This is a genomic window from Lacibacter sp. MH-610, assembly GCF_045780045.1.
Taxonomy (GTDB): domain Bacteria; phylum Bacteroidota; class Bacteroidia; order Chitinophagales; family Chitinophagaceae; genus Lacibacter.
The window spans coordinates 3,546,573-3,571,003 of the sequence record NZ_CP116002.1; the positions used below are offsets into that span (position 1 = coordinate 3,546,573).

Sequence of the window (24,431 nt, forward strand, 5' to 3'; positions counted from 1 at the left end):
TTGAGGGAATGATTGTAACTTCATTGTTCAATTGAAGGTTATGGCAAACAAATTCTCCCGCAAGCAATTCTTACAGCAATCAGCAAAAACAACATTGGCTGTTTCACTTACTTCTTTTGCCGGTGCTGATGTATTGGCCGGTTGTACTTCTGCAAAAGTATTGAGCAGTGTACCCACCGTTACCGGTTTTGAGCAAACACCACTGCCCTATGCTTATCCTGCACTGGAGCCGGTGATTGATGCACTCACCATGGAAATACATTACAGCAAACATGCAAGTGCTTATGCCAAGAATGCAAAAGATGCAGCAGCGGCAGAAAAAGTGGATATGAGTAAACCCATTGAAGAAGTATTGCAATCCATTTCTAAATATTCCGCCAAGATGCGCAACAATGCCGGTGGTCATTACAATCATGAACTGTTCTGGAAATGTATGCAACCGGGTGGCAGTGTGCCGGGCAGCGGCGCCCTGCAAAAAGCCATTGTAAAAACCTTTGGCAGTATAGAAGCATTTCAAACACAGTTCAGTGATGCCGGTAAGAACCGTTTCGGCAGCGGATGGGCCTGGCTCTATGCAGATAAAGACAAGCAACTCAAAATAGGTTCTACACCTAACCAGGATAACCCGTTAATGGACATCAGTGAGATCAAAGGCACACCGTTGCTGGGCCTGGATGTATGGGAACATGCTTATTATCTCAAGTATCAGAACCGACGTGCTGATTATGTGACTGCCTGGTGGAAGGTGGTAAACTGGGATTTTGTGAGTGCACGTTTTGATGCTTTGTAGGAATACAGTTGCACGCAACTTTTTTCACACAAAGTCGCAAAGAAAAGATTACGGATTGATAACCCTTACTGTTTAACATGAAACCCGTTCGTTTACTGCTCTTCTTATTCATGGGCACACTTGTGATGATTGCGGTGATGCGGTGGCATGGTGCACCGCTGATTACTCCTGTGAGCAAGGCAGGTATTGTGAGCCTGGAAGTAGCAAAAACAACGGAGCAGGTAAATGTCATCCTCAACCAATGGAAGAAAGATGGCATCCTACAGCAAGCCATCACCAATACATGGATTGATTTTGTATTCCTGCTTTTTTATGCGCTGTTTCTGTATGCGTATTGTTTCTTCATCAGCAATAAACAACAACCATGGGCGGCTACTGTTTCCCGCACGCTGGGATTAGCTGCACTGGCAGCCGGTTTGTGTGATGTGATTGAAAACTATTTTATGCTGCAACTGTTACAGGAATCCGTAACCGGCACTTATGCTTTCCTCAGCTGGCTCTTTGCCGTGATCAAGTTTGGATTGTTAGTGGCAGTAATTATGTGGAGCCTGCTTAACCTGCATGTGTTGTTTCGTAAAAAGTAATACGCTTACATTTCTTCTTTGCACCGCTGCGTTTTTGTGTGAGGCTGTATTTCCCGTGTCCGCTGTGCCCTCTTTCTTCTCCGTGTTAAAAAGAGTAACCCCTTAAATAGTCGCAGCCCCTGACGGTAACATCTTCACATCGGCAAGCAGGAAGTAGAACCGGCAGAGGCTGCTATAATTGAGTCACAAAAGTAAACGATCAACCCATACATCTGTTGCACAAGATGTCAACATTTTTGGTTCTTCACATAGTTTTAACCTATCGCCGGGAAGACGGGAAGTTGCAGAACAATCACAAGCAGTGTTTTATGCTCCTTTCATTGCTCCACATCATTCCTTCGTTACGCTGAATGCAGTACATTCGCAGCACCCATTCTTTTCAAATTATCAAATCTTCAAATTATCAAATTGTATTTATGCAAGCGTGGAAAGATTATCAGCAGCAGCACAAAGACCGTTTCTTAGAAGAGCTGCTTCAATTGTTACGCATTCCATCTGTGAGTGCCCGCAGTGAACATAAAGAGGACATGGTAAAATGTGCGGAAGCTGTAAAAGCAAGATTGCTGGAAGCAGGCGCCGATAAAGCGGTGATCTATGAAACTCCCGGTCATCCTATTGTGTACGGAGAAAAGATCATTGATCCTTCTAAACCAACGGTACTCGTGTACGGACACTATGATGTGCAGCCGCCCGATCCATTGGACTTATGGCACAGCGGACCTTTTGATCCCGTAATCAAAGACGGAAAAATATTTGCCCGTGGCAGCTGTGATGATAAGGGACAGTTCTATATGCATGTAAAAGCATTGGAGACGATGGTGCAGACAGGCACACTCACTACCAATCTCAAATTCTGTATTGAAGGTGAAGAAGAAGTGGGCAGTCCCAACCTGGCTACGTTTGTAAAAGCCAACAAAGAATTACTCAAAGCCGATGTGATCCTCATCAGCGATACGGCCATGCTGAGCATGGAGAACCCTTCTATTGACATTGGTGTACGTGGCCTCAGTTATATTGAAGTGGAAGTAACAGGCCCCAACCGTGACCTGCACAGCGGTGTGTACGGTGGCGCTGTTGCCAACCCTATCACCATGCTGGCAAAGATGATCGCCAGTTGTCATGATGAAAACAACCATATCACCATTCCCGGTTTTTATGATGATGTGGTGGAAGCTACGGAAGCAGAACGCAAACTCATGGCTGCTGCTCCCTTTGATGCCAAAGAATATGCGGATGATTTAGGTGTAAAGGAACTCTGGGGCGAAAAAGGATACAGCACCAATGAACGCACGGGCATACGACCCACGCTGGAGCTCAACGGTATCTGGGGTGGTTATACCGGCGAAGGTGCCAAAACGGTGTTGCCTTCTAAAGCTTATGCCAAGATCAGTGCACGACTGGTGCCCAATCAATCCTCTCACAAGATCACAGAGAAGCTGCTGAACTATTTCCAGGGCATTGCCCCGGCGGGTGTAACGGTAAAGGCCAGTGAACATCATGGCGGTGAACCGTACATGACACCGATTGACAGCAAGGGTTATAAAGCCGCAGCGGCAGCCATTAAAGATACCTTTGGAAAAGACCCCATTCCCGTGCGTGGCGGCGGCAGTATTCCTATCTGTTCTTTGTTTGAACAGGAGCTGGGTGTAAAGATCGTGTTCATGGGTTTTGGACTGGACAGTGATAACCTGCACAGCCCCAATGAAAAGTTTGACCTCTTTAATTTTTATAAGGGTATTGAAACCATCCCTTATTTCCATAAGCACTTTGCGGGGATGTAATTGTAAACACAGAGGCAGAGAGACACGGAGGCACAGATGCATGAAGCACAAAAGCACAGATGATGAGTCTGTGCTTTTTTTATGGAGTTGATCCTCTCCCCATGCACTCTCTATGCACGCCCTATGCTCTTTTCACATACGTTGGTTGTACCAGCAACCATTTAAGTATCCAATTCATTTTATTTGGCGAGGACTTCAACTGATAAACAAAAAAGCTTTTATCTTTACAGTACACTTAAAAATATTCTCCATTCAACAAAAATCCTCTGGTATTTCAGTACAAAAGTTTTGGCACCAGTGCCACACTTACCATTCAATACCAATCCCATCAAACGGCTTTTGCATTTACGTGTATTGGCAATAGCTACTCAGATTTTATAAAAGCAGTATTGCAACTCGCTTCACCAACTAAAACTGTACTTGAATTTGATTTTTATCATGAGCCGGGTACTGTTAAAATTGTACTCAGTAAACAGAACCATAACAAAATATTTGTTCATGTTTATCAATGCAGCAATGCCCTGCTTGGAACAAGATTGGTTATTTTAAATGATAACCATAAAAACGCAGCAGTTCAGGCTATTGAGCTTTCAGATTACGATCATCTTCTAAGTTGTGAGTGCGCCATACGGCAACTGGCAGAAGCCTTGTATGAATCCATCAATCATTCCTCACATGAAAAAACATACATGCAGCATGCTGGTTACTGGGATGCCCCTCTTTCAAAATTGAAAACGAAAGAACTGAAAGCTCTGGCTTGTTTATAACAACCCATACCTCTTCCATGGTTTGAAAAATGGATGTCATGTGGTATTATTGTAGTGTATTTGAAAACATTATAGCTACACGTTTTACAATTATTACTGTACATGCAACTTACTGAGTTAAAACCCAGAAAGGCACTGAACAAAGCCTTTTTAAAAGTAAAACCCAACAGAACTGAGATTGAACGTTTCAAAACCAATCTCATCTCTTTACTTGACCGTACCAATGACACTGAAAGTGAAGAGTTTCATAAAAACCTCATCATCGATTTTTTAAAAAAGACTTATTACGATCCTCAACATTTTATCAATACCAAGGGCAGAAACGACCTCGTGATTCATAACGGACCTACAGCCGCATCCACAGTAGGTGTTATCATTGAAACCAAGAAGCCTACGAACAAGGCAGAGATGATGACCCCCAAAAAACTGAATGTAAAAGCATTTCAGGAACTGGTTTTGTATTACCTGCGGGAGCGCATCACACATGCTAATGTGGAAGTAAAACACCTCGTAGCCACCAACATCAACGAGTGGTTTATTTTTGATGCTACACTGTTTGACAGATTGTTTGCCCAAAATAAAAATCTCGTCAATCAATTCAATGATTTTGAAGCAGGACGACTGGCTGATACTAAAACCGATTTTTTCTACAAACAAATTGCTGAACCGTTTATTAACAGCATTACCACTGAAATAGAATTTACCTATTTCAATTTTAAAGACTATAACAAAGCAGTACGCAATACAGATAAAGCAGATGATACAGCACTCATTGCACTCTTCAAATTGCTTTCACCTGAGCATCTCTTAAAACTATCGTTTGCAAACGACAGCAACAGTTTGGACAAACGGTTTTACAGTGAACTCTTACACATCATTGGGTTGGTTGAAACCAAAGAAGGCAGCAAAAAACTCATTGAACGCCACAAAGCGGAAGAACGGCACACAGGCACCCTGCTTGAAAATGCCATTATACAGCTTGACAGTCTGGATAAAATCAGTCGCCTACCCAAACCATCACAGTTTGGCACTACACAGGAGGAACGCTTGTTCAATGTGGCGCTGGAGCTTACCATTACATGGGTGAACCGCATTTTATTTTTGAAGTTGCTGGAGGCACAATTAATCACCTATCATAACGGAGATACTTCATATTCTTTTCTTCATCCGGATAAAATAAAAAATTATGACGACCTCAACAGTTTATTTTTTCAGGTACTGGCACGTAAGTATGATGAGCGAAATGAAGATGTGAAAGACCTGTTTCAAAAAGTACCTTATCTCAATTCTTCGTTGTTTGAGCCTACAGATATAGAACAGGTTACGCTGTTCATCAGTAATCTGCGAGATGATAAAACCATTCCCATTTTTGGGCTAACGGTGCTCAAAGATCAGCATGGAAAAAAACGAACAGGTAGTTTATCTACGCTTCAATACCTGTTTGAGTTTTTAGATGCCTATGATTTTGGAGCAGAAGGCGGGGAAGAAATACAGGAGGATAATAAAACGCTCATTAATGCTTCTGTGCTGGGCTTAATCTTTGAAAAAATAAATGGTTATAAAGATGGTTCCTTTTTTACACCCGGTTTTATAACCATGTATATGTGCAGGGAAACCATACGCAAAGCCGTGGTGCAAAAATTTAATGAAGCAAAAAACTGGAACTGCACCACTATTGATGAACTGTATAACAAAATAGAAAACCGTAAGGAAGCCAATGAAATTGTGAACAGCATTAAGATTTGCGACCCTGCTGTGGGCTCTGGTCACTTTCTTGTATCTGCATTGAATGAAATGATTGCTGTAAAAAATGATTTGCGGATATTGGTTGACAGAGACGGCAAGCGACTGAAAGAATACCACGTAGAAGTAGTAAATGATGAATTGATTATAACAGATGATGAAGGAGAGCTGTTTGAATACAACCCCAATAACAAGGAAAGCCAGCGCCTGCAGGAAACACTTTTTCATGAAAAGCAAACCATTATTGAAAACTGTTTATTTGGTGTGGATATTAACCCCAACTCTGTAAAAATATGCCGCCTGCGTTTGTGGATTGAACTGTTAAAGAACGCTTACTATAAAAACAGTACGGAACTGGAAACCTTACCCAACATTGATATTAATATTAAGTGCGGGAACTCTCTTGTAAGCCGTTTTGCCATAACTGCCGATTTAAAAGAGGCATTGAGTAAAAGCAAATGGACCATTGACAGTTATAAAACAGCAGTAGCCACCTACCGCAATGCAGAAAATAAAGAACAGAAGCGGGAAATGGAGCAGTTGATTGCAACAATTAAAAATGACTTTAGAAGTGAAATAGAAAAACCATTTAAAAAGAAACTGAGTGAGGCAAGAGGCAAGGTGGAGAGCCTTTCTCAAAAAATACTCAACCTCAAATCTTTTGGTGAAAAAGCAGATAAGAAACTGATAGAAGCCCATGCAGCGGCTGTAAAGCTCTTAGATAGTTTGGAAAAAGAGCGGGACGAAACTGAAAGCAACAAGATTTTTGAAAATGCTTTTGAATGGCGCTTTGAATTTCCTGAGGTGCTTAATGATGAGGGTGATTTTGTGGGCTTTGATGTAGTGATTGGAAATCCGCCTTATTTCGCACTATCAAAAATAAAAGAGCAATCAGATTATTTTTCTAAAGCAAATTATGTAACGTATTCAAAAGGAGCAGATATCTATTGTCTATTCTATGAACTTGGTGGTAATATCTTAAAGCCATTTGGTCTTTTAACTTACATTACTTCTAATTCTTGGCTGAGAGCAATTTATGGAGAGCCTCTCAAAATGTATTTCGTAGAAAAATTACAGCCCATCATATTAATAAACATTGAAGATATTCAAGTATTTGAAGAAGCTACTGTCGAATCAAATATTATTACTCTTCAAAAATCAAATAAATCAAAACCGATCAAAGTAGTTAATTTGTCGAAAGACTATTCTATAGGCAACTCTTTACATGAGTATTTTAATAAATACAGTTTTGAATTTATTCCGCTATCAAACTCTGAATGGTTTATCGGAGATCAAGTAGCAGGAAAACTAAAAAGAAAAATCGAAGACGGTAAGAAACTTTTAAAAGATTTTAATGTTCGAATAAATTTTGGAATCAAAACAGGTTTTAATGAGGCATTTATAATAAATGAAAGCAAAAAAAATGAATTAATAAAAGCAGATAAAAAAAATGCTGAAATAATTAAACCAATAATTCGAGGGAGAGATTTAAAAAAATATTTTTACGAATATCAAAATTTATGGGTGATCTCTACATTTCCAAGTTTAAAAATTGATATTGAATCATTTCCTGCAGTTAAGAATCACTTCCTTGAAATTGGAAAGAAGAGATTAGAGCAAAGTGGTGAACAAGGAAGTAGAAAAAAAACAGCTAACAAATGGTTTGAAACGCAAGATTCAATTTCTTATTGGAAAGATTTTGAGAACCCAAAAATTGTTTGGGGCGAAATTTCTGACAAACCAAAATTCGCTTTTGATGATGAAAAGTATTTTGCTGAGGCTACTACTTTCCTTATGACTGGTGAAAAATTGAAATTTCTCTTGGCAATATTAAATTCAAAGGTGTCAGAGTGGTATTTTAACTTAATTGGAACAACAACAGGTATGGGTACAAATAGATGGAAGAAATACAAAATTGAATTGTTGCCAATAAAAATTGCCACGCAAAAGCAAGAAAATGAAATTGAGGTCTTAGTGAATCAAATTTTAGCAATCAAAAAGCAAAATCCATCGACCAATACAACAGACATAGAAAATCAAATTGACAACTTAGTTTATCAACTTTATGATTTAACTGAGGATGAAATAAAAATAGTGGAGGGTAAGTATAACGCATCTTAAAATTGAATTTATGAAACGTAAAAACATCGTAGGTAAATTGATTAACTTTAGAGGACTTGTATATGCACCTGCAGAGGAAAACGGCGTTATCTTTCTGTTTTCCAAATTAACCAATGATTTAAACCTGTACATTGAAACCATCCGCAAAGGCTTTCCTGATTGTATTGCCAAGCGCTATATTGGTCACGACAGATGGGAGGAAGTATTGATAGAGTTTGAGTACAAATCATCTGATTTTAAACGGCATGGTCATCTTGAAAGCATGGCCAAGGGTCAGGGTTGTGATATGATTGTGTGCTGGGAGCATGACTGGGCAGATTGCCCGAAAGACATTGAAGTGCTGGAATTAAAATCAGAGTATCAGCGTTATCCCAACTTTGAAATTAAATCACCTGATAAAGCCGATAAAGTAAATGAAGCTATTAACCATGATTTATTTGATAAATATCCGGCAACCAAAAAGCTGTTTGATACGTTTCATGAAAAGGTATTGAAAACAGATACTGAAGTATGGGCAAAGTCGCACAAGGCAGGCATCTATTATTACTCACCCGTTCGTGTGTTTTTTAGTGTGAGCATACAGCGCCAAGGCATAAGGGTAACTTTGTTTACCAATGGAGAAACTGTAAAGGGTGTACAGGCAGTAACAGATGACGGGTCCTATGCTCAAAAATGGGGAAGACTGCATATTAAAACAACTGCCGACATACCAACAGGAGTTGCCGCCATTAAAGAAAGTTTAAAAAGGATACGCAGGGCCATTGACAATCATGAAAGCACAGGCTGGTATGCTGAAACTAATGCAGCTAATGATGAATCGGTTGATGAATAAACCTGTATTCTTTTTTTAAAATCTACTTTACAACTTAATTTCCAAGCGTAAACTGTTTTTTTATGTTTCGTTCTGTATTTGATGATATGAGCAATGCTGAAAGAGAAATGGCATTGTACTTAAATTCAATTGGTTTGTGGTGGGAATATGAAAGTGCAGTTTATATATTGGATGACAAAGGCAGGCCAAGGGTGTGGACGCCAGACTTTTATTTGCCCTCATTGGGTATGTATGTAGAGGTAGTAGGTGATGGTGAAAATCCAAATTACAGTTGGCGAATGGAAATCTATGCTCAGAATAAAATTCCTATAATTTTTATTGCACCTTATCAAAATTATGATTGGCGGAATGAACTGATAAATGATATTAAAGATATACATCAACAGAGATGGGAAATTATTAAATTAATCAGGTAATGTTTTTTTCTTTAGCTGGCGAGTGTGGTGCAACTGATTCGCCGCAATAATTAAAAAACAACTGAGATCCCATGGAAGGAGACTTGCGTGAGAATAAAAATGTCTGTAAATGCGAAACGCTCCTTTCGGAGCGTCGGGCCAGAGATGCTATCTTTGGCGCTGTTCGGGTGCAAATATAGCAACTGATTGAATTATATCAAAATAGTTAACCTGTTAAAATGGAAAAGGTAAATGTATATGTAGACGGCTTTAACCTGTACTTTGGGTTGATGGAGGCTGGTTTTGAAGAGTTTAGATGGTTAAATGTGAAGGCGCTGGCTCAAAATCTGTTGAAACCAGGGCAGGTGCTTCATGAGGTTAAATACTTTACTGCCAGGGTAGCCAATAACCCGGACAAACAAAAAAGGCAAACCACCTACCTGGAAGCACTTTATGAATCCGGAGTGAAAATTTATTACGGTCAATATCAAATGAACAGTATAGAATGCAGGCGATGTGGTAATATTTGGCCAGATGCGAATGAAAAAATGACTGATGTTAACATCGCCACTAATTTACTAGTAGATGCCTATAAAGATTCTTATGATATGGCCATGCTGATAAGTGGGGACTCAGATCTTGTGCCTCCTATTAAAGCCGTACATGAAATTTTTCCTAATAAACGTGTATTTGTTGCCTTTCCACCCAAAAGACATAACAGCACGGTAGCACTTGTTGCGAAGGGATCGCTTACTGTTGGCAGAAAAAAATTAGCGGAAAGTCAACTTCCTGATGTTATTCAAAAGGCTGCTGATGGTTTTCTTTTGAAGCGGCCATCGGAATGGAAGTAATAAAACAATTTGTAACCATTTTTCACTTGTTAGTTTTGCTCACAGATAAAACACTTTATTCGTTCACTTATGCACTTTGAAAGCCTTTTTTGCCCGTATTGGTATTGCACAATGATAAATTACTTCATCATTTAATGCCTGCACATTGCATGCTTTGTTGCGTGTTTTCACCAACAACGCATGCACACAGCCAGGGCATAGCATCTTTTTACTTCTGATTCTCCGTTGGTGATACTTTCGACTCGGCTAGGCTGTTGTTGGTTGCCGGACCCATCAACAAACAGATAAAACCTTACGTTGCCTTCATCTTTGCTCAGCTAAAGTTTAAGAACGGGTACTGCCTAGGTTGGTGAGGGCGCCATCCATTAAGGAAAAACTAAAGAGTGATTCCAGCATTTTTTATGCCTTTGTTGTAAAGAACCGTTGAAAGTGGATTGCAGAATATTTAACAGTAGTTATCATAGCAGCAGGGTAAGGGTTTAACTGATTGGCTTCTTTGATACATAAAGTTGAAACTAAATTAGCTTCAATTTAACTTTAGTTTGATGGCATAAATGCACACAATTATTGTAAGCAGGTAGTACAAGGCAAGTTTATTCGTTCCTAGATCAGGCTTTGAAACAAATGTAAATTTCTCCAAAAAGCCAGGCTTAAAGTAGAGATATATAATTCTTAAGAAATGGGCTATTACTGATACAGATAATAAAATTATTATTACATAGTTTACAATCAACTTTATCATAATTCTTATTCATTTGACATTTCAGTATTTCGTAAAGTAACCTGCCCGTACTTAAGCTGATAGGAATATGCGGAGTAATGGGAACGTAGTATGTACCCCGATACTTTACTTTATAAGCCGATAAACGGATGAGGGTCTCCAATAATATGGTATGTGTGGAAATAATCTTCACAATAAATTACCGGCGTTGAAAATCTCTTTTTAATGTAAACATATACAACCCCCATAATGGCATTAAAATGAGTGCTAAAATCCACGATACTTTTTCAATATCAGACAAGCGGGAGTTTTTTAATATAGCCGTTTTAATAGTATAAATATTAAAAGCGTAAAGAGCTGCAATAAAAAACAGTACAAGACAAATCATCATAGGTTTAAAAAATTTTACATGCAAGATACGATAATTGCATTTTTTAAAAACGATGCGGACGGCATTACAAATTGCCAGTTATAAAAAGAATGCGGCCAAACAAGAGTATCGTTATGTTTTACAATCAACCCGCAAAAACTATAAAAAGCTAAACAAAGGTTTACTGTTCAAAATCAAACAACTCTGACAAGGTAATGCCCAGCCCTTTGCCCTTGTTGGTATTGCACACCGACAAAACACCCACACCGTTGTTGGTGGCCGGACCAATCAACAAGTACACGAAAATTCATTTCCCGGCGGTTCCCTCATACTTCGGGATGACAGCCTCTACGCTGTTGTTGGTCGCCCGACCAATCAACAAGTAAACAAATGTTTTTCCGTCATCCTCATTGCACGATTAAAATTTAAGAATGAGTTAATGCCTGTACCCTTCAAAGTCATCAACCATTAAAAAACAAATCCTTCATAAACTGCAACAAAAAAAGAATGAACTATATTTATCACCACAACATTCATTGACACATTTCTAACCTGTAACATATGCAAGAGAAAAAAGGCATTTCCATCGTATGGCTGATCATCGGGGTGATTGTTGGTACTGCTTTGTACAAACAGTTTGATGCTTACCTCGGAACATTTAAAAACAAAGGCCTGGCTGCTGTTTACTTTGTAACATTTGCTGGAGCTGTTTTTCTCCTCATCAAAGGAATGATAAACCGATCCGAAAAATAAAAGCACCGCTCCACCATTTTATCATTCACCTCAACAAGCAACTATGAAACAGATCCTCTCTATGCTTACAGCACTGCTGCTGTGTACTTCTTTAACCTCACAGGACTGCAACTGTGCTGATAACCTGCGCCAACTGATTGTAAAAACAGAAGAAAACTATGCAGGCTTTCCTGCAAAAGTAAATGCCTCTTCTAAAGCAGGTTATGAACAACTCAAACAACAGTTAACCGGCAAAGCCAGCAGCATCACCAATGCCAAAGCCTGTTTTTACCTGCTCAAAGAATACATCCGCTTTTTTAAAGACAAACATTTTATCCTGGCCTACGATAATGAAAAGGATTATGACCGTGAAATAATTGCTTACTCTCAATCAAGCTTACAACAAAGGATATTCAAAAAACAGGCAACTGCTGCAGAAGGTATCTGGATAAACCCGGAGGGCACTTTAAAACTGGCCATACAACCGGCAAAGGGTGGTGTGTATAAAGGCATCGTAATAGAATCAAAAGACAGTACACTGCCAAAGGGTTTGGTGTATGTAACCTTAACACCTGCTAAAAACGGTTTCATTGCCAAAGAATACAATACCTTCATCAGCACTGATAAGCCGGCCAAGCAAAAAGGCAACCTGTTGCAGATCTGGAACGATGCACTGTTTGGAAAAATTTATCCAACCAGGCTCACTGCAGCAGAACAATCTGAAATGAACACGTGGAAGGGTCAAAACAACGGACTCGATTTCCGTCAACTATCAACCCGTACTGCTTATTTAAAAATTCCCACTTTTCGTAATAATGACAGCCGCATACAGGAGCTGATCAACCAACATGATTCCGTGATTAAAGCCTGCGAGAACCTGATCATTGATTTAACAGGTAACGGTGGCGGCAATACGGGATGGGTTGCTTTGTTACCCTATATCATTACCAATCCCATCGTTCAATATAATACCTACCTGCGTGTAACACCGGAGAATGTAAAGCATAAACTGGCTGACCTGGAACCATTTGCTGTGAACCCCATTCCGGAGGAATACAAAAAATATTTTCCGGAGGATGTGCTGGCTGCTTATAAAAAAGCCTACCGTGAACTGCCCACTACCAAAGAAGCGTTTTATCCCATACCGGGTGTGAACTTCCCGGTAGATTCTGTTCTTGCCAGGCCCCGGAAAGTTGCCGTGCTGTTTGATGATTCAGGCGGCAGTTCCACTGAATACTTTTTTTCATTACTGCAGCAAAGTAAGAAAACAACAACGTATGGCATTCCTACCATCGGGATGATGGATTATGAAGGTATGTCGACCCCCATAGCCATGCCGTATGAAAAATTTATTGTGACCATTCCCATTGTTAAATCCAGCTGGACAGATATAAAGCCGATTGATGCTACCGGTTTTCAACCGCAGGTACTGCTGCAGCATATTCCATTTTCAAAATGGGTGGAGTTTGTACAAAAAGACCTGGAGCGAACTAAAAAGTAACAAGCAGCAACACACTTCTTAACAAGGTACTGAACTGCAAAAGAGACCAGCGCTGCGTTTCTGAAAAAGAAGCGGGCGCAATCCTGCATTTTTGCCGATGAAAAATTGCTGCTTGTCGATTACCTGAAAACTTATCAAAGTCTACTTCTATTTTAACACTCTGAAAGCAATGTGCACTAACAGCGTACATTGTTTTTTTTTCCTGAACCCCTTACAAAACGAACCATCTTTAAAAGAAAATATGTATGAAACTCTTTAGTTCATTAACTACTAAACTGCAACGGGAATATGAAGCCCGTTTGTTTATTGATCTTTTACAACCACATATTGTAAAGCTCAGTTTTAATTTTGCCTCTAACGAGGAAACCCGCAAAATCATCTGGTCATTTTATAACCTCAAGTGCAGCTATAAAAAGAATGCTTTCTGGAAACGGCAAGGTATTTTATTATCATCTAACGAAAAATGCATCTGTACACTGATGAATTATTATTTTGAGTTTTGTTCACCTGTTGATGATCCATTTTTATCACCCAGAAAAAACAGAATACTTTTGCGCTTTGTTCGTAAATATTCGACCATAGGATCCGACTTTACAGTTACTATGCCCAATATTAAAGAACGCTTTATTTATCTTAACAGTGCCATACTATAAGTCGTAACCGAACTAAATCAACAGCTGTCCATCTCACTTGTACAAAACTGAACCGGAGCAGATACTGTTCTGAAACCTTCGCTGTAATACTTCCTTCTGCAACCTATGAGGCTGCAGAACTGTTTACTCTTAAAATATCTTTCTTTCCGTTAACTGCATCAGCCCTCCGAACCCACAACCAAGTCTGATGAATCAAACCCTCATCTGATGTACATCATTGTTTCCACTTCATTCAAAAAGTAGATTTAGGTTCTCAAAATCTGTAGTATGAAACGGATCATCTGTTGGGTGGCCCTGCTCTTTTTAATAACAGATACTACCGCCCAAAAACGCAAAAAACCTGTAGACCATATCCCCTTCCCCACAGCTGAGTATGATACGCTGCCGGCTATTAACACCGGTCAATCAAGTATTAAAGGAGAAGCGTTTTTTGTAAGCAGCTGGGCACAGGTACGCAAAGCTGTGGGTACCAATGTGTATCTCTTCAGAGTTACTTCTTATACTAAGCATTGGTTTGATGTATCTGTGTTGGGTAACAAGAATATGACGGCTGGTGATGACCGGCAAAAGAAATGTAATATTTATACCACCAGTAACTCTGAAGGTAAGTTTGAATTTAACCAGGTTCCTCACGGTAACTATTACCTGTTTCTCTGGTTTTATTGGGATGAGCCGCAGTATAATGTATATGGACGTATTACCGGTACCAAACGTTTTGGCGGCTTACTCTATAAAGTGATTACGGTTGATGGTAGTTCTGCTTACAATTATGTATTAACAAATCAACAGTGATTAAGCAAGAATCCTGTTTGATGAGGACTGAATTATGTAAAAAGGCTGCTTGATGCAGCCTTTTTACATATGCCTCCATTACCAATCAGTTTTCTGCAGTTGCAGGACTGATGGTATTGTTGATTTCAATAATATTGGTGATGGGGAAGCCACCTTTCTTAGCATGCTCCCGCAGCAGAGTTTCATTTTCGGCACGGTACACACAGAAAATTTTATTTCCTGTTACATAACTCTGCACCCACTGGATGCCATTCATTTGTTTTAACACGGTACAGGATTTCTGGGAGATGCCTTTTAAATCAGCAGGAGTTAAATTACCGGCGCCGGGAATATCTCTTTCAATGAGAAAGGTTTTCATTACCGGTTCTTTTTTAGCAACTGTATTGCTTTGAGCAGCAGCTGATACAGCAAAGGCCATCATTAAAATAAAGATGCAGCTGAAGATTTTTGTGTTTGCATTCATAACAAAAGGTTTTGGTTAAATGATGGTGTAAAACTAAAACGCCGCTGCACCTGCTGTTAGCAAAATTTATTCAATGAATAGCAAAATTTCGTCAGGGTTGAAATTGTTTTACCAGTTTGGATACAGGTATGTTCTTATCAAAGACTGTAAATAAAAAACGCATCACTTAAAGCAATGCGTTTTTAATCAGTTCATTTATCTACCACCCGGCGGGCATTTTTCTTTTAAATAAGCTGTGTATAATTTACTCAAATGCTGAAAGGTGCCCTGCCCTTCACTGATGCTATGTGTACGGTTGGGGTAAGGCATAAACTGGAAGAGCTTACCATACTTAATAAGTTCATTCACCAAAACTTCTGCATTGCTGTAATGCACATTATCATCACCGGTGCCATGGATGTACAATAAATTTCCTTTTAAATTTTTTGCATAAGTGATGGGAGAACCTTTAATGAAATCTTCTTTATTCTCCTGCGGCAAACCCATATATCGTTCCTGGTAAATGTTATCATAAAAGAGTTGATTGCCTACCGCTGCTATGGAAATTCCGGTTTTAAAAATCTCGGGGTATTGAAATAATAAGTGCAAGGTAGAAGAACCACCACCGCTCCAGCCCCAGCAGGCCACACGGGTGGGATCTAAGAATTTATTTTGTTCCAATAATTTTTTCATACCCATGGCCTGGTCACGGATGTTGATGCGGCCGATCTGTTTGTAAATACTCTTACGCCAGGCAGCACCTTTTAAAGAAGGCGTACCACGGTTGTTAAAGCTTACATAGAAATACCCATCCTTACTCATATCACCGGCATAAAGAAAATTATTGCCGGCATAAAAATTATCTTCTACGGTAGTTGCTGCAGGCTCACCATATACATATAACACCACTGGGTATTTTTTAGTGCTGTCGAAATTGAGTGGTTTGGTGATCCAGCCGTCCATGGTAATTCCATCTTCAGTTGTTATAGTGAAGAACTCCAGGTTGTCTCTCCGTGCCGGTTTTATTTTTATAAGTAAATCATCACCTGCAACAGGTTTGTGTGCCGGCAAACTCAATAGTTGAGAAGAAGGCATCACGGTTCTGCTGGTAAAACTGTGCATACCATATTTAGCACCGGGTGAAAGTTCATAAGTGTTGGAGCCCACATAACCTTCCGGTGTAACTCGTACCGCTTTGCTTTTACCATCCATCTTTACTTTATAGAGATAGCGCTGCACCGGGTTATCAGGTGAAGCAGTGAAGTACAATTCATTGGCAGTCTCATCCCATGCATTGATCGTTTCAATATCATAGTTACCTATGGTGAGCAGCGTTTCTTTTCCATTTCGGTCTATTTTGTACACATGACGCCATCCGTCTTTTTCACTAACCCATAAAAACTCAGTGCCATTTTTTACAAATTCCCATCCACGTGGATCATCATCATTCCAGCGGCTTTTGATATCAATCCATGCGTTATCGGCTTCGTTATAAAATTCTTTAGCAACACCTGATGTGGCGTTACAGAAATACAGTGTGCTTTGGTTTTGTTTGCGGTTGAGCTGTTGTATAATCAATTCATCTGCTCCACTCCACTCCATGCGTGGGAGATAGTTATTCGCCGGATCACCGGGAATATTCATCCATGTTGTTTTGGCGTCAGCAATTGTAACCACACCTATTTTAACCGGTGAAGGCTGCTCACCTACTTTAGGATATTCAACCGGAATTACTTTACTGTAATTACTATCAGTGGTATTGAGCATATAATAATCACGGATCTTATTCGCATCTACCTGCCAGTAAGCAATCCGTTTACCATCGGCACTCCAGCGGAAACCATCACGGCAGCCAAACTCTTCTTCATACACCCAGTCGAATGTACCATTGATGAGTTTGGTTGTATTATTGGTTGTAGTAAGGGTTTTGGAAACGCCTGTCGCAAGATCTTCCACATAAATATTGTTTTGAGAAACATAAGCCACCATTCTTCCATCAGGAGAAAGTTTGGCATAGAGTAAACTCTGTGCCGGTCTTTCTTTGCCGATTTGTTTGAGTGATTTGGTTGTTACATCATACAACCAGTAATCGCCCTTGGTATTATAACGCCATACTCTTGCCGTATTGGTAAAGATGAGAATCTGCTGCTCGTTACTGCTTACTTCAAAATCACTGAAGGTGATGGATTTTTGCTTGGGCAGATCTGCAGCAAGCAAAGTTACCTGCTGACCGGTTTTAAGCATTGTTTTCACCACCGCACCGTTTTCATTTTCATAGAGGGCGGTGCCGTCTTTGGTCCATTTTATTTTATCTGCTTTAAACTGAGCATTGGTTAAAAATCCAAGTATGAGAAAACAAATTGCAAAAAAGAAACATTTCATATCTGATTTTTAAGACTTCGAATATACTTAAAAGCATTTCTTTAATTTGCAATTGTTATGGAAGGGAAAGAAAAACTTCGTTTGGATAAATATCTCTGGGCCATCCGCTTATTTAAAACCAGGAGCCAGGCCGGGGCCGCCTGCGATGCAGGTAAAGTAAAATACAATGGTGATTCCTGCAAAGCATCAAAGATTGTGAGTGCGGGCGATGAATATGAAGTAAAAACAGAAGCCAAACGCTGGCGTATTAAAGTAACCGGATTGCTGCACAACCGTGTGCAATACAGCGAAGCCATCAAATATTATCTGGATATCACACCGGCTGAAGAACTGGAACGGATTCAATTCATAGCTTCCTCCTTCCATACGGGCAAACGGTTAAGCAAGGTGGGAAGACCCACGAAAAAAGAACGCAGAGACCTGGATGAGTTTATGAGTGAGTGAAACTTATCTTTGCCGCATGCACATTCACATTATTTCTGTAGTTCCTGAGTTGCTGGAAAGCCCGCTCAACCATTCAATTATGAAACGGGCACAGGAGAAAGGCTTGCTCACCGTAACAGTTCATCATTTACGTAAATGGGCGGTGAATGAATACGGACAGGTAGATGATTATCAATACGGCGGCGGTGCCGGTATGGTGATGATGTGCGAACCACTGGCCAAAGCCATTGATGAACTGCAGCAGGAAAGAAAATTTGATGAAATTATTTACCTCACTCCTGATGGTGAACGCTTGAATCAACGGATTGCCAATCAGCTTTCACTCAAAGAAAATATTTTACTCATCTGCGGGCATTATAAAGGCATTGATGAACGCATGCGTCAATTGTACGTAACCCGTGAAATTTCTATTGGCGATTATGTATTGAGCGGCGGTGAACTGGGTGCTGCTGTGTTAGTTGATTGTATCGGTCGTTTAATTCCGGGTGTATTGAATGATGAAACTTCTGCACTTACTGATTCTTTTCAGGATGACTTATTAGCCCCACCTGTTTATACCCGTCCTGCTGAATTTCGTGAACTGAAAGTGCCTGATATTTTACTGAGCGGCGATTTAAAAAAGATTGAAGAATGGCGGCATGAGCAGGCAGTACAACGCACACAACAACGAAGACCTGATTTGCTGGAGGAATAAGTTTCAAAAAGGCGACACCTTTCCAAAGAAGGTGTTGTCTTTTTGAAACCTTGTACAAAGCTCAACTATTTTCTTCTTAATCTATATCAGAAAAGGCAACTCCTTGAAATACAAAAGGTGTCGCCTTTTCAGGTGCTACTCATCTAACATATCCTTATCATCATAATAATAATTCGTTTGCGTTTCATGAAACTGAATGAAACGTTCTTTTCCACCTAGCAGATCAAAGACGTATGTTGTATTCAAATTACCCGGCGCATTGCTTAAATATTCATGATAAGATGTAAAAGGGTGAGCAGTTAATGTATTTACAAGTTTATGCTTTACAGCATTGGCATGTACATATACCAGTGTTTGCAAAAACTGTTCATCCGTTTTAATACGAATACGTTTAAAAGCCCGCTGAAACAAATTGCCTCTGCGTTCAAACATTTTATTGAACGCCATAGAATAAGAAGTAAAAAAACGATGAAACTGTGCCTCAATCAATTCATTGAATAAAGTATCTGTATGATTCAAAAATGCTTTTTCAGTTTTCAATCGGCTTGCTTCATCCAAAGCAATCAAGTGGTTTTTAATTACCTCCGCTGAACGTATGCAGCAAATAACATGAAAGTGATTGGGCAGCAAATTATAAGCATACGTTTCTGCAAAGGGACTGATGTATTTAAAGTATTGCCGTAAAAAGAAATGCCGGTTTTCGTTTGTAATAAACAACCGCTCCCTGTTGTTGGTGCAGTTGTAAAGATGGTAAATGCCGCCTTCTTCAAACGGTCCGTGGTATTTTTCTGGTGAATGACTCATCTAAGAAAAATACAAATAAAAAAGGAGAACTGAAATTGTTCTCCTTCTGAATCTTTTCAAAAAGACAACACCTTCCAACACAAAAGGTGTCGCCTTTTTGAAAAGCTATTTCACTCCTATCACATTCAAATTCTTTTCTCTGATCAGCTGATTCAACTTCGGCACCTCTTCACTCATGATCTTTTTGAGCTTGTTCAACTGTGCATCAGCTTGTGCACTCAGCTCAGCATAAAACTCTTTTGACTGTTTGCTGGGTGCAGCAATACCACTGTTCACCACATCAAACAAACCACTCATCTTATCATTGATGCGGATGGGGAAGTTCAATGGATCCTGTCCGCTCTTTGATTTGGTTTGATACAATGTTTCTTCAATAGCAGTCAATTCTTTATTAATAGCTGTTGCCATGTCTTTTACTTCTTTCGGACAATCTTTGCCCTGCCTTGCTACAAACTCATTGATTTGTGAACGCACCGCACGCAGGTCTTTAATACTTTTTTGTATCTCGTTAAACTTGCTTTGAATTGTCATCAGGAAATTAAACTGTTCTTCATACTCCGCCTGTGTTGTTTTGTAGTTGGGATCAGCCACAACAGTAAACGGCACTTCAGCAGAATCTGTTCCTACTTTAATTTTTGCAAAATAAGTTCCTGGTGCAGCAGTAATAGCGCCGGGCGTACCTGTCCACAAAATCATTCCTTCGGTTGATTCAGCAGGTGGATAATTTAAGTCCCAGTTAAATTGATTCAATCCTTTGCTTATCTCCAATTTGTTTTCTTTAGCATCGGTAGCAAAAGTTTTTATGGTCTTTTTGTTTTTATCCATGATGGTTACTGATGCTTTGGTACTGTCTGTTACATTCAAAGCATGATAATTAATCACTACACCGCTTGGTGGATTCGCTCCTGCGTTACGTGGCGCACCAAAAAATCTTGAGAAAGGACTTGCCTGCATACGCCATGCAGGGTTTACGTCAAATACATGCAAATTTTTTGCAGCTGCACCAGCATTCACTTGTTGCAACACACTCAAATCATCCAGCACATAAAAGCTGCGGCCCTGTGTAGCAACAATCAAATCATTTTCTTTAATAGTCATATCTGTTATGGGAACAACAGGCATGTTTAATTGAAACGGTTTCCAGTTAGCACCATCATCAAAAGAAATATACATTCCAAACTCCGTACCTGCATACAGCAAGCCTGCACGCTTATGATCGGCACGCATCGCTCTTGTGAAATGTAATTTATTAATACCGTTGGTTATGAGCTTCCATGTTTTACCATAATCTTCTGTTTTGTAGATGTAAGGAGTGTAATCATCCACTTTATATCTTGTTCCCACAAAATAAGCAGCACCTTTTTTAAACGGATCCACATCTACACAATTCCACATCATCCATTGCGGTGCATCTTTGGGTGTAACATTCTCCCAGTTTTTACCACCATCTTTACTCACATGTATCAAACCATCATCACTTCCTGTCCATAATAAATCTTTCTCAACAAAACTTTCTGTTGCAGTAAAAATGGTGCAATAATATTCAACAGAAGTATTATCCTGTGTAATAGGTCCGCCACTTGATTTTTGTTTGCTCTTGTCATTGGTTGTTAAATCACCGCTCAATGCCGTCCAGCTTTGTCCTTCATTTTCGGTTGCAAACAAAACATTACCTGCAGTATATAATTTTTTGGGGTTGTGTGGCGAAAAGAAAATAGGAAAGTTCCATTGAAAGCGATAGCGCTGTACATCAGCACCGGCGCCCATCGGGTTATCAGGCCATACATTAATGGCTCTGTTCTCGCCTGTACGATGATCTAATCTTGAAAGATAACCGCCATAGTTACCACCATAAACAATATCAGGATTGTTAGGATCTGCTACCACATAACCACTTTCACTTCCTGCCGTGCTTTCCCAATCCTGTTCCGTTATGCCGGGGCCGGTTGTTCTGCTTTTAATACGAACCGTTGAATTGTCCTGTTGTGCACCCAGAATGCGATAAGGAAAACTATTATCAGTACTCACACGATAAAACTGTGCAGTAGGCTGATTCATATAAGTGCTCCAGTTATTACCTCCATCAAAGCTCACCTGTGCACCACCATCATCTGCCACAATCATACGATCACCATTTTCAGGATCAATCCATAAATCATGATGATCACCATGCGGTGTTCTTAAACTTTGGAATGTTCTTCCGCCATCACGGCTGCGCATGAAATTTACATTGGGGCAATACACTACATCCGCATTCTTTGGATCTACAAACACCTTAGTATAATACCATGCACGCTGACGGATGTTGTTATCACCACTCATCAGTTGCCATGTTTCACCGGCATCATCACTTCTGAACAATCCACCGTTTGCATTTTCAATGATGGCATAAATACGTTCTGTATTACTTGGTGCAAAAGCTACACCCACAATACCCCATACACCTTTGGGCAAACCCTTTTTTGCAGAAACATTAACCCATGTTTCGCCGCCGTCTGTTGATTTATACAAACCACTTCCTTCGCCACCACTCTCCAAACTGTAAGGCGTGCGAATCAATCGCCACATACCTGCATACATAGTGTTAGGATTACCGGGCTCAGCTACTAAATCGCTGCAACCGGTTTGATTATTTACAAACAACACACGTTTCCAGTTTTTTCCACCATCAACTGTTTTATAAACACCACGTTCTTCATTGGGGCCAAACAAATGACCCATCACTGCTACCGTAACCACATCCGGATTTTTTGGATGAATCAATATGCGAATGATATGTCTTCCATCTTTTAATCCAATATTTTTCCAGGAGCGTCCGCCGTCATCACTGCGCCACATACCACCAAGACCTTCGCTCACATTACCACGCATAGTGTTTTCACCTTCACCTACATAAATGATACTCTCATCACTCGGCGCAACAGCAACCGCACCAATAGATGAACCGAAATATTTATCAGAAATATTTTTCCAGTTACTGCCGCCATCACTCGTTTTCCAAACACCACCACCGGTAGTACCCATGTAAAAGGTGGTTTTGTTTTTATAACTGCCGGCAACAGCAGCACTGCGTCCGCCACGATAGGGGCCAATGGAACGATACTTTAATTTGCCATACACCTGCTCTTCATTAAAAGCTGCAGGAACAGGCGCTGCCTGATTTTTCTTCTGTGCGAAGGAACCAACTGCCGCCACACAGGCAACAGCAAGCAATACAAATTTTCTCATGTCTGTAGTTGATTTTTGGACGCTGAATGTACGAATGAAAGGGTGTGAACAATGAGCAATAAGCAAAAATTTGATGAAAGGCAGTTGGGGCTGTTTGCAATGTGCTTATGGCAGCAGTTATCCCCGCCCGTCTTCAATGCCCCGCAAAATACAGGCGGGTCATTTACGCCTAAGCGGGGCAGCCCTTCATCAACTTTTAATAATTCAGCAGCAGAGGAACTTTTGATTGCAGAAAATAAAATCTATTTGCTGGCGGGTCAGGATACACCACCCGATAAAAAAAGGGGCGTTAACACGCCCCTTTCAACAGCTATTGGATTTTACCAGGTTTCAAAGTTGGATATTATTGTTTCATGAGATTTACACGGCCCAGTGCTTCCCCGTCTTTTATTAACTGTACGGTGTAAGTACCGCTTTGCAAACCTTCCAGTCCCAGACGGAAATTATTACCTGCGGCATTTACTACTTTCTGCTGTACCATACGTCCGGTACTCATTTCATAAATCAACACTGTAACAGCACCATCAATAGCAACATCTGTGCTGATGGTAGTATATGTTGTGGCAGGGCTGGGATAAGCAAACAGCTTTTTACTGCCGGCACCAAACTGAATACGGGCTACAGAAGAATATTCAAACTTGGTATCCAGATCATTCATTTTTAAACGGTAGTACACCACGCCGCTGTTAACGCTGTTATCTTCAAACTGGTAGTTAAGAACGCTTCCTGAACTGCCGGCAGCTTTTACTGTACCGATTGTTTTCCAGTTCTGTGCATTAGTGCTTTGCTGAATTTCAAAATTATCACTGTTCACTTCCTGTACGGTGGTCCAGCGGAGTACTGTACCTTGTGATTGGCGGGTAGCGGTAAAATCACCTAAACGCATAGGGAGGGGAGCCACCGTACCACCGGGTGCAGCACCGGCAGCATAGAAGAAGGGAAACTGAGCATAGATAGCGCCACCGGGACGAGCCACCATACGGTTTGTTATATTGGCACTGGGTGGGGCAGTGTTTGTACGTATTACCTGTCTACTGCGATTATCAGCATCGTTGCTGATAGCAATTGCGATATTAGTGGCATCAGTAGTTGTTGATACTGCAAATGCATTTGCATTCAGATAGCTGTCGCCGTTTGGAGAAGTTCTTCTGTCAGCAATGGCAGTAGTACCTATTAAAATGGCGCTTTGATCTTCCAGGCGAAGATAGCCTGGGAAATAATATACAGTAGTGCCAATTGTTTCCTGACCCCATCCTAAAGTAATAGAAGAACTTGAGCCTAATGTGAGCGTTACATCGTTTACATGCAAACGACCTCTGTGAGCACGTACCCCGCCACCGGTTCCACCAGCATTGAAATCTCTATATTCGCTTCTGATTTGAATTTGGAAGTTATAGGCTGATAAATCTACATTGTTTGTTTGTACACGAAGATTTATTCCAAAAATTTGCAAACGTGCCCCAGATGCAGGTGAAACGGGCGTAGTACCTAACGTACCATTTGAATTTACCACACGCCAAATAGCAGGATTACGAAATCCTCCGGCAGTAGTTCCATTGCTTGTAATATCAACGTCATTACCTAACGTACCAATCAGACGATATGTGGTTCCCGTTTGAGCAGTAGCCATTACCGTCGCAAATAATAAAGACAGAAGGGTAAAAATCACTTTCATTGTAGAAAATTTTAATTTTTAAAAATGAAAGGACAAGGGATTCTTTTGCGATCTTATCGAAGGATAGTGGTACGGTTCTGAGGACTAGATTACAAACGGAGCTGAGATTACGGCTTTCAAAAGTATCGG

Annotated in this window: 20 protein-coding genes; 15 read left to right on the forward strand and 5 right to left on the reverse strand. The window is 40.2% G+C overall.

The features are described 5' to 3' along the window. The first annotated feature begins 40 nt into the window (after nucleotides 1–40). From PDL71_RS16305 to PDL71_RS16360, 12 genes are all read left to right on the forward strand, one after another. Nucleotides 41–790 (forward strand): superoxide dismutase, encoded by a 750-nt coding sequence (locus tag PDL71_RS16305; protein WP_407522990.1) that lies wholly within the window; start codon nucleotides 41–43, stop codon nucleotides 788–790. A 77-nt stretch (nucleotides 791–867) separates the two neighbouring features. Continuing rightward, a complete protein-coding gene (locus tag PDL71_RS16310) occupies nucleotides 868–1,374 on the forward strand; it encodes a hypothetical protein (RefSeq protein ID WP_407522992.1) in 507 nt (168 codons plus the stop codon). A 416-nt stretch (nucleotides 1,375–1,790) separates the two neighbouring features. Beyond that, on the forward strand, nucleotides 1,791–3,155 hold the full coding sequence (locus PDL71_RS16315) for a dipeptidase (protein WP_407522994.1): 1,365 nt from the start codon (nucleotides 1,791–1,793) through the stop codon (nucleotides 3,153–3,155). Nucleotides 3,156–3,544: 389 nt separating this feature from the next. Further along, nucleotides 3,545–3,922: a hypothetical protein gene (locus tag PDL71_RS16320; RefSeq protein WP_407522996.1), complete on the forward strand. Its 378-nt coding sequence runs from the start codon at nucleotides 3,545–3,547 to the stop codon at nucleotides 3,920–3,922. Between the two features lie 102 nt (nucleotides 3,923–4,024). After that, complete coding sequence (locus tag PDL71_RS16325; RefSeq protein ID WP_407522998.1) at nucleotides 4,025–7,786, forward strand: class I SAM-dependent DNA methyltransferase; 3,762 nt, start codon at nucleotides 4,025–4,027, stop codon at nucleotides 7,784–7,786. Between the two features lie 10 nt (nucleotides 7,787–7,796). Then, nucleotides 7,797–8,618, forward strand: coding sequence for a DUF5655 domain-containing protein (locus PDL71_RS16330; RefSeq protein ID WP_407523000.1), 822 nt, complete (start codon nucleotides 7,797–7,799; stop codon nucleotides 8,616–8,618). A gap of 62 nt (nucleotides 8,619–8,680) precedes the next feature. Continuing rightward, nucleotides 8,681–9,034 carry a hypothetical protein gene (locus tag PDL71_RS16335; protein ID WP_407523001.1) on the forward strand — a complete coding sequence of 118 codons (354 nt, stop codon included), beginning with the start codon at nucleotides 8,681–8,683 and terminating at the stop codon, nucleotides 9,032–9,034. A gap of 218 nt (nucleotides 9,035–9,252) precedes the next feature. After that, a complete protein-coding gene (locus PDL71_RS16340) occupies nucleotides 9,253–9,864 on the forward strand; it encodes an NYN domain-containing protein (protein ID WP_407523003.1) in 612 nt (203 codons plus the stop codon). Nucleotides 9,865–11,516: 1,652 nt separating this feature from the next. Beyond that, nucleotides 11,517–11,708, forward strand: coding sequence for a hypothetical protein (locus tag PDL71_RS16345; protein WP_407523006.1), 192 nt, complete (start codon nucleotides 11,517–11,519; stop codon nucleotides 11,706–11,708). A 43-nt stretch (nucleotides 11,709–11,751) separates the two neighbouring features. Continuing rightward, entirely contained in the window at nucleotides 11,752–13,188 is a 1,437-nt protein-coding gene (locus tag PDL71_RS16350) for a S41 family peptidase (protein WP_407523008.1), read from the forward strand. A 245-nt stretch (nucleotides 13,189–13,433) separates the two neighbouring features. Then, nucleotides 13,434–13,841, forward strand: coding sequence for a hypothetical protein (locus PDL71_RS16355; protein WP_407523010.1), 408 nt, complete (start codon nucleotides 13,434–13,436; stop codon nucleotides 13,839–13,841). 267 nt (nucleotides 13,842–14,108) lie between these two features. Beyond that, nucleotides 14,109–14,633, forward strand: coding sequence for a hypothetical protein (locus PDL71_RS16360; protein ID WP_407523012.1), 525 nt, complete (start codon nucleotides 14,109–14,111; stop codon nucleotides 14,631–14,633). Nucleotides 14,634–14,718: 85 nt separating this feature from the next. Here PDL71_RS16360 and PDL71_RS16365 read toward each other — a convergent pair whose 3' ends face one another. Both PDL71_RS16365 and PDL71_RS16370 read right to left on the reverse strand, forming a co-directional pair. Next, nucleotides 14,719–15,096, reverse strand: coding sequence for a DUF4242 domain-containing protein (locus PDL71_RS16365; RefSeq protein WP_407523015.1), 378 nt, complete (start codon nucleotides 15,094–15,096; stop codon nucleotides 14,719–14,721). 195 nt (nucleotides 15,097–15,291) lie between these two features. Then, on the reverse strand, nucleotides 15,292–17,457 hold the full coding sequence (locus PDL71_RS16370) for a DPP IV N-terminal domain-containing protein (protein ID WP_407523017.1): 2,166 nt from the start codon (nucleotides 17,455–17,457) through the stop codon (nucleotides 15,292–15,294). Between the two features lie 57 nt (nucleotides 17,458–17,514). Here PDL71_RS16370 and PDL71_RS16375 point away from each other — a divergent pair, with 57 nt between their 5' ends. Together PDL71_RS16375 and trmD are read left to right on the forward strand one after the other, a co-directional pair. Further along, nucleotides 17,515–17,901 carry an RNA-binding S4 domain-containing protein gene (locus tag PDL71_RS16375; protein ID WP_407523019.1) on the forward strand — a complete coding sequence of 129 codons (387 nt, stop codon included), beginning with the start codon at nucleotides 17,515–17,517 and terminating at the stop codon, nucleotides 17,899–17,901. A gap of 16 nt (nucleotides 17,902–17,917) precedes the next feature. Further along, complete coding sequence (gene trmD / locus PDL71_RS16380; protein ID WP_407523022.1) at nucleotides 17,918–18,595, forward strand: tRNA (guanosine(37)-N1)-methyltransferase TrmD; 678 nt, start codon at nucleotides 17,918–17,920, stop codon at nucleotides 18,593–18,595. Between the two features lie 135 nt (nucleotides 18,596–18,730). On the opposite strand, the gene PDL71_RS16385 is transcribed toward trmD, so the two are convergent. Continuing rightward, complete coding sequence (locus tag PDL71_RS16385) at nucleotides 18,731–19,399, reverse strand: transposase (protein ID WP_407523025.1); 669 nt, start codon at nucleotides 19,397–19,399, stop codon at nucleotides 18,731–18,733. Between the two features lie 105 nt (nucleotides 19,400–19,504). Next, the gene (locus tag PDL71_RS16390) at nucleotides 19,505–22,627 is read right to left on the reverse strand and encodes a WD40/YVTN/BNR-like repeat-containing protein (protein ID WP_407523027.1); all 3,123 of its coding nucleotides are present in this window, start codon (nucleotides 22,625–22,627) and stop codon (nucleotides 19,505–19,507) included. 51 nt (nucleotides 22,628–22,678) lie between these two features. On the opposite strand from PDL71_RS16390, the gene PDL71_RS16395 reads away from it, so the two are divergent. Beyond that, nucleotides 22,679–22,984, forward strand: a complete 306-nt coding sequence (locus PDL71_RS16395; protein ID WP_407523030.1) for a hypothetical protein — start codon at nucleotides 22,679–22,681, stop codon at nucleotides 22,982–22,984. Here PDL71_RS16395 and PDL71_RS16400 read toward each other — a convergent pair. Beyond that, entirely contained in the window at nucleotides 22,971–24,302 is a 1,332-nt protein-coding gene (locus PDL71_RS16400; RefSeq protein WP_407523033.1) for a T9SS type A sorting domain-containing protein, read from the reverse strand. The two genes, PDL71_RS16395 and PDL71_RS16400, sit on opposite strands and share 14 nt — an antisense overlap. Nucleotides 24,303–24,431 lie beyond the last annotated feature (129 nt).